Source organism: Bifidobacterium gallicum DSM 20093 = LMG 11596, from assembly GCF_000741205.1.
GTDB classification, from domain to species: Bacteria; Actinomycetota; Actinomycetes; order Actinomycetales; family Bifidobacteriaceae; genus Bifidobacterium; species Bifidobacterium gallicum.
The window spans coordinates 39,680-54,542 of sequence record NZ_JGYW01000011.1 but is presented as its reverse complement, the minus strand read 5'-3'; the positions used below and the strand labels follow the sequence as shown (position 1 = coordinate 54,542).

Annotated in this window: 12 protein-coding genes; 9 read left to right on the top strand and 3 right to left on the bottom strand. The window is 56.6% G+C overall.

Annotation, left to right across the window (positions count from 1 at the left end; genetic code table 11):
• Positions 1 to 11 precede the first annotated feature (11 nt).
• The 5 genes from BGLCM_RS07570 to ychF all read left to right on the top strand — a co-directional run bounded on the left by BGLCM_RS07570 (position 12) and on the right by ychF (position 5,476).
• Positions 12 to 1,412, top strand: coding sequence for an alpha/beta fold hydrolase (locus tag BGLCM_RS07570; RefSeq protein WP_006293941.1), 1,401 nt, complete (start codon positions 12 to 14; stop codon positions 1,410 to 1,412).
• 134 nt (positions 1,413 to 1,546) lie between these two features.
• Positions 1,547 to 2,347, top strand: a complete 801-nt coding sequence (gene proC / locus BGLCM_RS07565) for a pyrroline-5-carboxylate reductase (RefSeq protein WP_006293942.1) — start codon at positions 1,547 to 1,549, stop codon at positions 2,345 to 2,347.
• Between the two features lie 131 nt (positions 2,348 to 2,478).
• The gene (locus BGLCM_RS07560) at positions 2,479 to 3,285 is read left to right on the top strand and encodes a DUF4145 domain-containing protein (protein WP_006293943.1); all 807 of its coding nucleotides are present in this window, start codon (positions 2,479 to 2,481) and stop codon (positions 3,283 to 3,285) included.
• A 133-nt stretch (positions 3,286 to 3,418) separates the two neighbouring features.
• Positions 3,419 to 4,339, top strand: coding sequence for a carbohydrate kinase family protein (locus BGLCM_RS07555; protein WP_006293944.1), 921 nt, complete (start codon positions 3,419 to 3,421; stop codon positions 4,337 to 4,339).
• Positions 4,340 to 4,378: 39 nt separating this feature from the next.
• Entirely contained in the window at positions 4,379 to 5,476 is a 1,098-nt protein-coding gene (gene ychF, locus BGLCM_RS07550; RefSeq protein ID WP_006293946.1) for a redox-regulated ATPase YchF, read from the top strand.
• Positions 5,477 to 6,139: 663 nt separating this feature from the next.
• On the opposite strand, the gene BGLCM_RS07545 is transcribed toward ychF, so the two are convergent.
• Positions 6,140 to 6,631 (bottom strand): hypothetical protein, encoded by a 492-nt coding sequence (locus BGLCM_RS07545; RefSeq protein WP_148401572.1) that lies wholly within the window; start codon positions 6,629 to 6,631, stop codon positions 6,140 to 6,142.
• A gap of 380 nt (positions 6,632 to 7,011) precedes the next feature.
• Between BGLCM_RS07545 and BGLCM_RS07540 the strand changes: the two genes are divergently transcribed.
• Positions 7,012 to 7,233 (top strand): ZinT/AdcA family metal-binding protein, encoded by a 222-nt coding sequence (locus BGLCM_RS07540; protein WP_006293948.1) that lies wholly within the window; start codon positions 7,012 to 7,014, stop codon positions 7,231 to 7,233.
• Between the two features lie 205 nt (positions 7,234 to 7,438).
• On the opposite strand, the gene BGLCM_RS07535 is transcribed toward BGLCM_RS07540, so the two are convergent.
• Positions 7,439 to 8,539: an alpha/beta hydrolase gene (locus tag BGLCM_RS07535; protein ID WP_006293949.1), complete on the bottom strand. Its 1,101-nt coding sequence runs from the start codon at positions 8,537 to 8,539 to the stop codon at positions 7,439 to 7,441.
• Positions 8,540 to 8,764: 225 nt separating this feature from the next.
• On the opposite strand from BGLCM_RS07535, the gene BGLCM_RS07530 reads away from it, so the two are divergent.
• The 3 genes from BGLCM_RS07530 (at position 8,765) to BGLCM_RS07520 (ending at position 13,693) form a co-directional block, all read left to right on the top strand.
• Positions 8,765 to 9,850: a YeiH family protein gene (locus BGLCM_RS07530; protein ID WP_044085314.1), complete on the top strand. Its 1,086-nt coding sequence runs from the start codon at positions 8,765 to 8,767 to the stop codon at positions 9,848 to 9,850.
• Between the two features lie 299 nt (positions 9,851 to 10,149).
• Entirely contained in the window at positions 10,150 to 11,502 is a 1,353-nt protein-coding gene (locus tag BGLCM_RS07525; RefSeq protein WP_006293952.1) for a uracil-xanthine permease family protein, read from the top strand.
• Between the two features lie 202 nt (positions 11,503 to 11,704).
• A complete protein-coding gene (locus BGLCM_RS07520) occupies positions 11,705 to 13,693 on the top strand; it encodes a DEAD/DEAH box helicase (RefSeq protein ID WP_006293953.1) in 1,989 nt (662 codons plus the stop codon).
• A gap of 128 nt (positions 13,694 to 13,821) precedes the next feature.
• On the opposite strand, the gene BGLCM_RS07515 is transcribed toward BGLCM_RS07520, so the two are convergent.
• The gene (locus BGLCM_RS07515; RefSeq protein ID WP_006293955.1) at positions 13,822 to 14,682 is read right to left on the bottom strand and encodes an SDR family NAD(P)-dependent oxidoreductase; all 861 of its coding nucleotides are present in this window, start codon (positions 14,680 to 14,682) and stop codon (positions 13,822 to 13,824) included.
• Between the last annotated feature and the right edge of the window lie 181 nt (positions 14,683 to 14,863).

Below are 14,863 nucleotides of genomic sequence, written 5' to 3'. Positions count from 1 at the left end.
GAGGTCCACCCATGAACATTTCCGGCAACCAGCCCATGCAGCAACGTAGCGGTACGCGACGCTATGCTGTGCCAGGGTTGCATATTGAGGAATCATCAATCCAAGTGCCACTCGACTGGACCGGCAATGAACCGGGACATACCGTGAGCGCAGAGACAATCGACGTGTTCTACCGTGTGGTGGACGCGCCGGAACATGTGCACGCGGACCTGCCGTTCCTGATGTTCCTGCAAGGCGGTCCGGGCGGAGCGGCCCCGCGGCCGATGAACCCTGAATCGGATGGGTGGATTGCGCAAGCCATCCAACATTTCCATGTCATCCTGCCTGACCAGCGCGGCACCGGACGATCCTCACACGTGGACGCGCGCACCATCGCCGGCATGAGCGGCACACAAGCCGCAGACTATCTCAAACATTTCCTCGCCGACTCGATCATCCGTGATTTTGAACACCTGCGATTGACCAGATTCGAAGGTCGCCAACTCGTGACCTTAGGCCAAAGCTACGGCGGATTCCTGACACTGACCTACCTGTCGTTGTTCCCACAAGCGCTCGCTGCATGCTTCACAACAGGCGGTATTCCGCACGTGCCAGCCTCGGCAACTGAAGTCTACGAGCATACAGTGCCGCGCATGCAACGCAAAACCGAACAGTATTACGCGCGTTACAAGCACGACAAGCAGCGCGTGGCCGCCGTCGCCGATTTCCTGACGGCCGCCCAGCGTAACGACACACCGGTGCTATTGCCCAATGGTGATGTGCTGAGCGTGCCGCGCCTGCAAACCGTGGGGCAATGCCTCGGCATGAAACCCAGCTTTGAAACATTGCACTGGCTGTTCGACACAGCGTTCCGCACGGGCTCGGGCGACGCTCCATCCTTGCAGATGGATCCTAGGGATGCACTGACCGACGCATTCGTGCATGAAGTGGGGGAGCACACGTATTCGCGCGCATTGTATTGGCCACTTCAGGAATTCATTTATGCGAACGGTGAGCTTGAGGAGCCAATCAACTGGGCGGCCGCTCATGTGGTGGCATCCCAACCGCAATTCAGTCCGGAGGCCAGGCCGTTGCTGTTCTTCGGGGAAGCCATTTTCCCATGGATGTTTGAGCAGGAGCGTGAGTTGCGGCCATTCAGGCCGGCAATGGATGTGCTGATGCAAGACACGCATTTCGGGCGCATCTATGACGCCGACCAGTTGGCACGCAACGAAGTGCCATTGCAAGCCGCCGTGTATTTCGACGACATGTATGTGGACGCCACGCTTTCACTCGACACACTGTCACGCTTGGGCAATGCACATGCTTGGGTGACGAACGAGTTTGAACATGATGGCGTGCACGGGCCCGTAGTATTCAAACATCTGTACGAACTGGCATTGGATCGCGGCGACTTGGAACCGCTGTATTGACAGCGCTAACGTGCGCTGTTCGCCATCGAGCCGAAACACGGGGTTCTCTTGGTGACATCGGCGGCTAAGGTGAATGCCAGCAACACTTGAGCCATGCCAGACGATCAAGCACTGGCGGACGGAAAGGGACGATCATGAGCGATTTCACCGTAGGATTCATCGGATTTGGCAACATGGCGCAGGCCATCACCAAAGGCCTGATCGAGGCTGGCGTGGTCACCGGTGAGCAGATTATCGCGTGCGCCGCGCATTTCGACCGGTTGGAGCGCAACGCAGCCAAATATGGTGTCAAAGCCGTGCAAACCGCCGAAGAAGTTGCCGATGCGGCAAAGATGATCATTGTCGCGATCAAGCCCTACCAGATTGCATCAGTATTGCAGCCGATGACGGATCTGCTGGCCGACCGCGACTCGTTCATTGTCTCGATCGCCGCCGGCTGGACGTTGGCTGATTATGAACACCTGTTTGGCGACAAGCACGAACACATCCATGTGCAATGCACGATTCCGAACACGCCGATGGCCGTGGGCAAGGGCGTGCTCGTGACGGAAGCCGTACACACGCTCAAGGATGACCAGCGTGTGCTGTTTGAACAGTTGCTGGGCTCAATCAGCCTGGTGGAACGCGTCAACACCGAACACATGGGCATTGGTATGTGTATCGCCGGTTGCGCTCCCGCGTTCACCGACATGTATTTGGAAGCGTTGGGAGATGCGGGCGTCAAATACGGTTTGCCACGTGCCACAGCCTACCGTTTGGCCGCCAAGATGATTGAAGGTGTCGGCGCATTGTATCTGGCATCCGATCAGCATCCAGGTGCCATGAAAGACGCCGTGTGCAGCCCTGGCGGCACCACAATCAAGGGTGTGGCCAGCTTGGAGGAGTCCGCGTTCCGAGGTGAGGTGATCAAGGCCATTGATGCGATCGAACAGTGACGGTCTCATGATCTGATGGCTTGGCTTATTGCATGGCCGAGTGCCGTCAAGTATCATGACAGACGACATGATAATTTCCTTAATGTCATAGCCGCCGCATTCCGCGGCGGTTTTTCGTATAATAAGCGAAGATGTCAAGGGCATTGAGGTGCCAAGATGCCGAGGTGCTCTGGCAGCCGCAAGGCTGCAGGGGATGGCATTGTGATGGCGGGAATCGAGGTGAAGGGTTGGGCAATTTTGATTTCGTGTATGACGTGTTCCCTGACATGTACGACGATTGCGCGCTCGCTGAAGCCTACCTGCATGCCGACTATGCTGTGGCCTGTTTTTATGCGCGGCGTGCGGCATATGCGCTGACTGATTACCTGTATTATTTTGTGTTCCAATTGGCCGGCCCCAGTGATGAGCCTATTGCCTTGCGCGATCAACTATCCGATCCAGATTTCCGTGAACTCGCGGACCTGCACCTGATTCATGATCTTGACATTGTGCGCTTTGCAGGCAACGCGGCGGCTCATGGGCGTGGCATTGGTGAACCTGACGCGTTACGTGCCGTCGCAGCATTGCACCGGGCTTTCTTGATTGCTGCGCACCAATGGCCCGACCAGTACGCCAAAGTCGATGAACACACGCCATTTGATCCGCAAGCTACGGGCGACCATGTGGCCTTGAATCCGTTCCAAGCCCAGGAACTCATTGATGATTATGACAGCGCGCTGCACGAACAGATGGACACGATTGACGAACAACTGTGCCAACTCGATGAGCAAACCCAGCGATTGGAGGAGCAAAACAATCAAATCGCCCGGCTTGCACAGCAAACGTTGAGCCAGCAAGAGCGTATCGCATGGCTCGAGGCGCAGCTGGACCATCAGCTCGCGCAAGGTGGCGTGACTCGCAAGCGGCATGGGGGTAGGCGCCAGCGCAAGCGCACCTGATTGCATGATGAGTTGCGTCCTGGCGATGGGCTCATAATGCTCCGCTCTGGACCACCGGCTGTATTGTTAGAATATACGCAAGTTTTGTGTCGAGGCTGCGACTGATTGCAGCTGATTGGAGGATGGCACGCTCATGCATATCCTGGTTTCCGGCTTGGCCAATGTTGAAGCGAACGCTCCCGTCCGGCAGTTCCCAGTGGACTATTATCCGATTGACTATCCGTTCTTTGGCGTGAATGTTGATGTTTCAGGCGTCGGCGTCAACGTGGCCAAAGCGCTCACCACACTGGGCGACAGCGTTGATTTGTGTTCGTATGTGGGCGATGACGCATGTGGCCGTATGGTCCTCAACGAATTGGCGGACGAAGGCATTGACACACGCAACATTCGTACCTCGTTGAAGGCCACGCCAACGAGCGTGGTATTGCATGATCCGAGCGGACGACGCCAAATTTATTGCGATCTGAAAGATATCCAGGATTGCCGTTACCCGGCTGATCGGGGATTGTTCCAAGACTGCGACATCGCAGTGCTATGCAATATCGCGTTCAATCGGGATTTGCTTGGAGCGGCTCGTGCCGCAGGTGTTCCTATTGCCACGGATGTGCATACGTTGAGCAATGTCAATGATGAATACAACCATGATTTCATAGTGAACGCCGATGTGCTGTTCCTGTCGAATGAAGCCGTGAAAGGTCATGAAGCCGAGTTTTTGCAGGAGCTGGCTGCCGTGTCGCCGGCGCGGGTGCTGGTCATGGGATGTGGCGAGCAGGGCGTGTGCTTCATCGATCGCAGCGGTCTGGGCACGGATACTGCGGATACTGCTGATGTGGTGGTTGACTCGTTGCCAGCCTGCCATGTTGATGATGTGGTCAATACAGTGGGAGCGGGGGACGCATTGTTTGCGGCATTTGTGCATTACCGCGTGCAAGGGTTGCCTGTGCGCGATGCGCTTCAACGCGCTCAGGCTTTTGCCGCGTTGAAGATTCGGGTGGATGGTGCTGCGCAAGGATTTGTCAGCGAAGAGGAAGTCGAATCGTTCTTGGCTGTCTAAAGCAATCGCTTGTGCTGTGGCATCGCTAGGCTGGTAGCCATGTCTCTTACTATCGGAATTGTCGGCTTGCCCAATGTTGGCAAGTCCACCATGTTCAATGCGTTGACCCGTAATAACGTGTTGGCGGAAAACTATCCGTTCGCCACAATCGAGCCCAATACAGGTGTGGTTCCATTGCCGGACAAGCGCCTGCCTGTATTGGCCGAGCTCGTGCACACGCAGAAAGTGGTGCCGGCCACAGTGACGTTTGTCGACATTGCAGGCATTGTCAAGGGTGCGTCTGAGGGAGAAGGCTTGGGCAACAAGTTCCTTGCCAACATCCGTGAAGCCGATGCCATTTGCGAGGTCGTGCGCGCATTTGAAGATGACGACATTGTGCATGTCAACGGACATGTGGACCCGGCAGACGACATCGACACGATCAATACCGAGCTGATTCTTGCCGACATGCAGACGATCGACAATGCACTGCCCAAATTGGAAAAGGATTTGCGCGGCAAGAAGATTGAGCCGTCATACATGGAGGCCGTCAAGAAGGCCAAGCAGATTCTGGAATCGGGCCGCACGATTGATCAAGCTGCCCAAGCCGGCGAGATCGATAAGGCTGACATTTATGACTTGCACTTGTTGACGGCCAAGCCGTTCATTTACGTGTTCAACGTGGATGATGCCGAATTGACGAATGAGGAATTCAAGAACAAGCTGGCCGCATCAGTGGCTCCAGCTCCCGCCATCTTCCTCAATGCACAGTTCGAATCGGAACTGACGGAACTCGATGAAGCTGATGCCCGTGAAATGCTCGCTGACGCCGGTCTCGAGGAATCCGGTCTCGACCAGTTGGCCCGTGTGGGCTTTGACATCCTAGGCCTGCAGACATTCCTGACGGCCGGCGAGAAGGAAGTGCGCGCCTGGCAAATCCACCAGGGATGGACCGCTCCGCAAGCCGCTGGCGTGATTCACACGGACTTCGAGAAAGGCTTCATCAAGGCCGACGTGGTCTCTTATGACGATTTTGTAGCTGCCAACGGCTCGATTCCCGCCATCAAGGAGGAAGGCAAGCTGCGCATCGAAGGCAAAGACTACGTGATGCAAGATGGCGACATTGTCGAATTCAAATTTAACGTCAGCAAAAGCTGAACCAAAACCATAAGAAACGGCGTGCTTCCAACGGTTTCACCATGCGGAACCCTGGAAGCACGCCGTTTTTCACGTTTGTCAAAAATGCTTGGAAGCACTGCATTCGCATCCATGACAGGGTGCTACCTCGATATTTTGAAAACCAGTTCATTTCTTAGGCTCATCACGCTTCGCATGGATAGAGTAGCATTTTCTAATCTCATTCATGTGTGCATCGAGGTCGGTAATCTCGGAGAATCCCATAGCCGTGTATACACGTGTATACATAGGCCATGCGTTCGGGAATTTCTTTTCCTAACTTGGTAAGCAATGACCGCAGCTGTTGTAAGAATTCAAGATATTGTGGCTTAGTGGCCAGGAAACGCAAATCTCGGACAAGCTGGAACACCGTGGCATTGTTGTCGTGCGAATGTGCGCAGTATAGCCGCTCATCATGGGCGCAGATGTTCTTAAAGTCCTTCACGCGCCGATACACCGTATCCAGTCTCGCGGAGGTGATTTCTACTGTATTCGGGACACCGCACATAGTTGTTGTGCAGCTATCGAATAATTATTGGCTGTATGGTTCCGATTAAACGCAGAAAGTGGCCGCGGGCAGGGGAGGGGCCTACGGTCACTGGAGGGGATTCAAGCAGATGCCGGTAAGGCAATGCTTGGGTTGGATTAGTTGCGCGTGGATGCGTTCAGGGCCTGCATGGGTTGCTGGCCGTTGGCTTCGTTGTAGGAAGCGCCTTGCGATTGGTTGCCTCGTTCAGCGCCGACACCGCCGTTTTCGTCCCCTTCTCCGATGCGCGGGTCGTCCGGGTCCATGATGCCGGTTCCGTCTGCGTTGGGAGCTTCGATGCCGTCTGCGGGTGAACCGTCGGTCTCGTCTGTGGTGTTGGCGTTGTCAGTGTCGTCCTGGTCAGGAGCCATGGCGCGGTACTCGCCTTCGTGCTGGAAATCGTTGGCCATGTACTCGGCGTCTACCGGATTGTCTGCTGCGGTGCCGTTGTTGGCGTGGTCATTGTGCTGGCCGTCCGAACTGTTGCTATCTGACGCGTTGTTGCCTATTTCGTTGCCGTTCGTCGCTTCGCTGTCGCGCTCGTCTTGCTGGTTGGTTTGATTCTGATAATCGGTGTCGCCGTCTGAGCTGGCGCCTTCATCTTGAGTCATCTGGTTGGTTGTATTGTCTTGGAACATTGTGTTCCTCCTTTTGGTTGGTAATACCTACTCTACGCAGCCATTCAGGGAGGGGACTGCTGTGCGGCTGGGTATTGGGTGGCCAGTTGACTGGGTGTAGGGCTTGCTCTGTGTGAGGAAAGGCCGATGGGAAGCTGGGGATAGACAGAAAAGTTGAGTTTTGTGGAGTTGAGTTCACCGTAAACATGGAGCTGCCGTGGCGCTCGTGGCATCAGTGACGACGGGCCTATGGATGTGGCATAAGCTTGCTGCACAAGCACCGACCACAGCCATTTCCCAAAGCGCCACCAACGCAGTCATGCAAGACCAATGCAGCACGATGGTCACTGTGGCCGCTTCCGTCAACCAATGGCGTGCGCTATTTGTTCACGGCGCAAGGCCCGGTGCCCGATGGTGTGCTGCATATCGTGCAATTCTCCGACCATGGTATTGCGCCAGACAAAGCGTCCCACTTCCACCTGTTCGCATCCAACACATCGCATGAAGAGACGCTCAAGGAAATGGACCATTGGCCAACCTATTATCCCGACAACATGAGCGGTCATGAGGTGGCGCAAGACATGATGGCGCACTGAGGGCAGGGCGCCCTAGCCGAGCGTACCGATTCCCCATTCCGTCCGACCCCGGCTTGGGCAATCCAATGCCCAGCCGCATGAAACAAAAGCTGTTCAGCATCCCGATGCTCAATCAGGCATGCTGAACAGCTTCATCGTTATTGCCCAAGTATTGAGGACTAGTGCCGCGTTATAGCTGCCTCGTTCCTCAACTGCACGGTATCGTTCATCGGCAACGCGTCAACGCGAAATCGCGTATCTGCTCAAGTACCTGCACGCTCTGCGCCAGCCATGTCAAACACACGGGGAACACATGGCCCAGCGTTTGCGTGCATGGCACTTTGACATCGTTGAGTTGAAAATCCGCGCCGTGCTGAGCCAGCAGTGTGGCCAAATGCAATGATTCGCTCTGCACAAAATCATCGGAACTTGTCACCAGATACACTGCAGGAACGCGGTTCATATGTGCGAGTGCATCCGCGGGATTCAGCCAATCCACACCGTCACCTGCGATGCCGTCAAAGAATGCGTCCCCCAATCCGTCCGCCAGTCGCTTGCGCACTGAGACTGCGAACTCCTGCGGTTGGGCACCCAAATCAAACACGCCGCTGACCAGCGCGGCTCCCTGCAACGGCAGTCCCGACGCACCTTGAACAATGCCGAACGCTGCGGCCGCACGCCGGTCACTTTCCATGACCATCGTCAGCCACGCCAACGCGCCGCCCGCCGAATCTCCCGTCAGGAACATGTTGGATGGGCTGATCGGCCATCGTCCAGCGTTGGCCGCATCCCGGATCCACCGCAGCGCAGCCTGGATGTCGGCCAGTTGTCCTGCAAGATTCGTCTGCGGCGCCGGCCGGTAGTTCAACGAGAACACGGCAAAGCCCAGCGCGGCCAGATGCGTGCAAAAATTACGGTTCAGTTCCTTGTATCCGTAGCTAAATCCGCCGCCGTGGATATCGATGAACACGGGGCACGTATTGCCGCCCGTCAGCACGCGTTCGTGAGGCAGATACAGGTCGAGCAAGTGGCCGCGCACCTGCCCGTTGTCATATCCGCCGTCCGGCAGGTAAGGCATGTCGGCAAACACGTCAACACCCTCAGGATCAATCCAATGGTCAGTACGCGGGTAGTCAAATCGTGCGATGCCGAGTCGATCGGCTGCGATATGTTCGGCGATGCGCGCCGCGGCACCTCCCGCCTGCCGCAATGGGGCAAGGTCCGCTGTGGTTTCCGTCCAATACTGCGCGATTGTCGCCATCGTCGCGTCATCAAGATCATCGGGACGTTGCGCATAGGGGATGAAGGGATATGGGTTGGTGGACATGACAACGATCCTTTCCGTTTCAGGACGCTTGAGGGCTGTTTCAGGGCGCGACGTTGCGCCAGCGATTCCAGCGCGCCGCTAGCCGCTTGCGTTCGCGTACTTGCGCATCGTAAGCATGTCAAGCTGGGAACGCTATGAAGGGTGGGCGGAAATATAGGAGAAATCGTTGCTCGTCCTTGACCAAACGCAACAATGTTGGGCGAGCGGGCGCGCTATAAAGAAAAGGTGAAAGAGTTCTGTAAGAAGTGGGGCAAGCGTATCGCAACCCCTCAGATGGCTGTAATCGCCGTCATCACCTTGATTGCATCATTCATTGGCGCATGGCTCAAGCAGTATCCGGGTTTCAGTTTGCTTGGCGCGTTGATTATCGCACTGCTGATCGGCATGATCGTGCAGTTCCCGATTCGCGCCTGGTATGTGCGTAACAACGAGATCCGCGCTGCAGGTGTCAAGGACGCCGCCGGTTTGATCGCCAACAAACTGTTGCGTCTGGGCATCATTCTGCTCGGTTTCAAACTCAATTTGGACGTGCTGTTCACGACCGGTATCAAATGTTTGCCATTGGCCGCCGTTATCGTGGCCGTCACCGTTGTCATGACCTATACGATCGCCCGTTGGCTCGGCGTCGATCCGCTGTTGGCCATCCTTGTGGCAGGTGGTACGGGTATCTGCGGCGCCGCGGCTGTCATGGCGATTTCCGGTTCCATCAAGGTCAGCAAACACAAGGCTGAAGAGAAGTCCAACGACGAGGTCATCGCTGTGGCCATCGTGGCCATCATGGGTGTGATTTTCGCGTTGATTGAACTCGTGTTCGGTCCGATGACAGGCTTGTCAAAAGAACAGTTGGGCATTGTCGCCGGCGGTTCGCTGCATGAGATCGCGCACGCCGTGGCCGTGGGTGCCGCGCTTGGCGCCGAAGGTGAGACAATGGCCATGATCATGAAGCTTTCGCGTGTGCTGATGCTCGTTGTGGCCGCCATTCTGATCGCCATTTGGTGGGACAAGACCAAGTCCGACGTCAAGTCCGACGGCAAGCGCAAGATCGCGTTCCCGTGGTTCATGCTCGGCTTCATCGCCGCTTCCGTGCTCGGCACGCTGTTCATCAGCTGGTGGGGCCAGGGCGGCCAGCAGTTCTCGAACGTTTGCGTGGATATCGCCTACATTCTGTTGGGCATGGCCATGGCCGCGCTCGGCATCAACGTGAACTTCACCGTGCTCGCCAAACGTGGAGGCAAAGCCTTGCTGGCCAGCGCGATTGCGTCGGTCATCCTGCTCGGCTTGTGTGTGCTGATCGCCATGCTGTTCTTCTAAATGCACTGCAGTATTGTTCCGGGACGGTCCATCAAGGGCCGTCCTTTTTTATTGATTTCCGCAACCCATCATATGGCTTACCGCACCGTCATATCAATCCGTAACAACGAGGCCGCTCTCGTCAAGTCATATGCATGTAACGCGTCATCGAGTACAATGTGCGAGGCGGAAATCCGTGTGCGGCAGACCATGACCTTTGATGCCTACGGGGCATGGGCCAATCAGGCTGCCTGACGCCAATTCGTGGCGTTGGAAATTCGCCATCCCCAGAAGAGAAGAAATTCAAGGATGGTAGTCCTATGTCCAAGTTGTTCTCATGGCAACTCCATGGAGACGGCAAAACGCTGAAACCAGGGGAGATTGTTGAACCGGATGAGCGTCTCGCGTGGTCACGAGTCGTCGGTATTGGCGCCCAGCATGTGGTGGCCATGTTCGGTGCGACATTCCTCGTGCCGATTTTGACGGGATTTGATCCGTCAACCACGTTGTTCTTCACGGCATTCTCCACGGCATTGTTCCTGTTGATCAACAAGAACATCCTGCCAAGCTACTTGGGTTCCTCGTTCGGTTTCATCGCGCCGATCACGGCGGTCACTGCTGCGGGCAAAGGCATTGCGGCAGCGAGTTTCGGTATCATGTGCACCGGTATTTTGCTTGCGCTGGTGGGCGTGCTCGTGCATTATGCGGGTGCCCATTGGATCGATCGCATCATGCCTCCTGTTGTCAACGGCGCCATTGTGGCGATCATCGGCTTCAACTTGGCTCCAACCGTGTGGACGAACTTCCAGGCTGCACCCGACACGGCACTGATCACGTTGCTGGCTGTGCTGTTGTGCGCGATCCTGTTCAAAGGATTGCTGGGACGCTTGAACATTTTGCTGGGTGTGCTGATTGGCTACGCCTATGCCTGCATGCGCGGCCAAGTGGATTTTGGTCCGGTGGGCCAAGCCGATTGGGTCGGCATTCCGCAATTCCATCTGCCACAGGTTGATTTCGCTGTGCTGCCGATGTTCCTGCCCGTGGTGCTCGTGCTGATTGCCGAGAACGTGGGCCATGTCAAATCCGTGGCCGCCATGACGGGGCGCAACTATGACGACATGATTGGTTCGGCGTTGTTCGCTGACGGTTTGGGCACCTCGATCGCCGGTTTTGGCGGTGGTTCCGGTACCACAACCTATGGCGAGAACATTGGCGTTATGGCTGCCACGAAAGTCTATTCGACAGCCGCCTACTGGTGTGCTGCGGCATTCGCGTTGATTTTGAGCTTGTGCCCCAAGTTCGGTGCGATCATCAACACGATTCCGGCTGGCGTGCTCGGCGGCGTATGCACGTTGCTCTATGGCATGATCGGCATGATCGGCGTGCAAATCTGGGTCGACAACAAAGTTGATTTCGCCAAGCCGCTCAACCTGATGACCGCGGCCATCACCATGATCATCGGCATCGCCAACTTCCAGTTCGCGTTCAACGACATCCAGTTCAACGGCATCGCCATCGGTTCCATCGTGGTGCTCGTGGCCTACCACGGCCTCAAGGGCATCGGCCGCTTGACGGGCACCGTGCCACGCACGGCGCATGAAGCCGAAGTGATTGAACGTCGCGAAGCGCATGAAGAAGCGCAGTTCCGCAACGCGACGCGCGATATAGACTAACGTGAGTTGACGTTCTTCGCGCACCATTAGGGGAGGGAACCGCTGATGCGGTTCCCTCCTTTTGGTTGGTGCGTGGCATTGTTTTTACGCAAGACACTGCGTTGCATATGGGAGGGGGTGTTCCCCGCGGCAAAGTAGGCACCGTTGGCTACAATTGACGAGTTTGCGCCGTTGCCGCGCATGAACTTCAAGACGAAAGGCCATGGTGCCACACCATACAACGCTTGCGGATATTGAAACGTCCGCTGATTTTGATGAATCCGCCGCACACGAAGAATCCGTGACATTCGCCGAGCTTGGCGTGCCCGGACCCTTGGTGCGCGTGCTCAACGCCGATGACAAGACCACGGCGTTCCCCATTCAACGCGATACGCTGCCTGATTCGCTGTCGGGCCGTGATGTGCTCGGCCGAGGACGCACTGGCTCGGGCAAGACGCTTGCTTTTTCGATTCCACTCGTCGCACGCCTCGGCGAGGTCGACGGCTCGTTCGGCGCTGAAGATTCGATGGCCGAGTTCCGCAAAGCCGTCAAACAAGTGCAAAAACGCCATCGTGCCGAACGCATGGAAGCGGGATTCGTACCGCATCCGCGTGGCCTCGTGTTGGCGCCGACGCGCGAACTGGCCAATCAGATCAATGATGTGCTTGAACCATTGGCCAACATCTATGGCATCAGCACGACCACCGTGTATGGCGGCGTGCGCTATTCACGCCAGATCGGCGACCTCAAAGCCGGCGCTGACATTGTTGTGGCATGCCCGGGACGTCTTGAGGATCTGCTTGAACAGGGCGCACTGACACTGGACGCCGTGCAAATCGTGATCATCGATGAGGCCGACGAAATGGCCGACATGGGATTCCTGCCACCCATCAAACGGTTGCTTTCACAGATTCGCCCTAATGCACAGCACATGCTGTTTTCCGCCACGTTGGACCATGGTGTGGATGCTGTCGTCAATGAATTCCTGCATGATCCGATTGTGCACAGCGTGGATGAGGCGAATGCGCACGTCGATTCAATGACCCACCATGTGTTTGTGATCTCACGCAGTGACAAGCCCGAACTCGTGCGTGCACTGGCATCTGGCACCGGTCGGCGCATCCTGTTCACGCGCACGAAGTTCCAGGCGAAGAAACTCGCCAAATCGCTGACCCAGCAAGGCATTCCGGCTGCGGAACTGCATGGCAATTTGAGCCAGAACCAGCGTGACCGCAACTTGGCCGCGTTTGAACAAGGCAATGTCAACGTGCTTGTCGCCACCGATGTGGCGGCACGAGGCATTGACGTCAGCGGTGTTGATCTGGTCGTTCAGGTCGATCCTCCCGAAGATCCCAAAGCGTTCTTGCACCGTTCGGGCCGTACGGCGCGCGCCGGCCGCGAAGGCGATGTGATCACAATCATGACACCCGACCAGCGTCGCTATGTCAAATCGTTGTTGCATCGCGCGAACATTGACGCCAAGCCGCATCAAGTCAATGTGAACGATGATGAAGTCATCGCGTTGATCGGCGAAGTCGCTGAACCCGTGTTCGGATGGGATTTGGACAAGACGCAACCGGCAGGCAATCCTCGCAACCGCAGAAATCGTCATGAAGGACGTGGCTCAAGCCGCCCCGAACGCAACAATCGTGGCGGTCGCAAAGATCGCGGACGCGCCAAACCGCAGCGTCAGGAAACCGAACAGGAACGTGAGGCGCGACTGATTGCCGAACGCAAGGCGAAGAAGGACCGTCGCCGCATGCGGGCGGCTGAACGATTGCTGGCCCAAGGCAAACCGTTGGATGCCACCTTGGCCAAGTTCCATGCCGAGCATGTGCAGGACTGGACGGATGAAGCCTCGCGTGACGTGGAACGCGGCAATGCGCATTCACGTAAGCGCCGCAACGCCCAGAAAGGCCATGCTTCGAATCGAAACGGTCGTAACGATCGTGTGAGCATGCGCCGTGACGGCGATGCGTTCAACCGTGACGAACGCTCCGAATCGGCGAAACGTCAAGACCGGCGCAAGCAAGCCCATCAACGTGCGCAAGATGATCGGCGAGAACGTAATGCCGCACGCCATGACAGCAAGATGCGACGCAAGTCCGAGCAGCGTGGGCATCAAGGCAGCCCCAAGCGCATACGTGCCAAACAGCATGCCACGCTGTTCTCGAGCGTGAACAAGAAGCGCCGTTCCGGCAAGAAACGCTGAACAGGCGCGCTGTACGCAAACACGACACCGCGTCGTATAACCATTGGGCTGTCCATCTTCACGATGGACAGCCCAATGGTTATTGCTCCCGTCATAAACCGGCGTGCCGAGAATCAAAACGGATGATGTCAAGCGGCAGTATTGTGTGGCGTGGAGGATGAGGCTGTAGTTGTGCTGGGGGTCGACGTGGCTGATGCGTCAGCGCCGTGAGTCGGGTCGCCACCATTCATCGTTGCCGCGATGGCCGTCATGATGCGCGTGGGCATGATTCGTGCCCAGAATGCGCCAAGCTTGGCGCCAGCTCCTTGGAACGCCAGTGTTTTGCCGGCGCGCATGCGACGATAGGCGAATCGTGCGGCTTGCTCGGCCGTGGCCGGATGCATCATCGTGAAGAAGTTCTTGCCATGCATGGCCGCTTTCTTTTCAAATCCGGTCGTGATCGGGCCTGGGCATATCGTGGTGCAGTGCACGCCGCTGCCGCGCAATTCGTATGCCAATGCCACGCCCAATGAGGTCACGTAGGCTTTGGTTGCAAAATACAACGCCATGTATGGGCCGGGCATGCGGCTGGCCAGTGAGGAAATGTTCAGGATGCGGCCCTGATGCTTCGCTTTCATGTCGTTGCCATACAGATAGGTCAACTGTGTGAGCGCATGCATGTTGACCATCATCATGGCGTTGATCGCTGACCATGGGGCATCAAGGAAACGCGTCCATGATCCAAATCCCGCGCAATTGATCAGCTCAGTCACATCAAGACCATGCGAGGCCGTGAAATCATGGATGGTGACGCCCGCGTTGGCATCGCTCAAATCACAGGCCAGCGTGTACACGTGTACGTGGTAGGTTTGCTCAATAATCTGCTGTTGTTGCGTCAACGCGTCGGCATGCGTGGCGGTCAACACAAGGTCCTGGCCTGTTTGTGCCGCTTGGTAAGCCAGTTGTTTGCCCAATCCGCCTGTCGCTCCGGTCACCACGGTATATGCCATGCTTGTCTGCCCCTTTGTGTCTGGAGGCGCACCATGAGCGCCTCATTGGTTCCAGCATTAGACCGCATGGCTTGAAACAATGTGGGAATCATATCCGTTTTGGCATAGGGCGCAAGAAATTGCGGGACTGATACATGGCCTCCTATGCAAAAAGGGGTCCATCGTTGGCGATGGGCCCCTG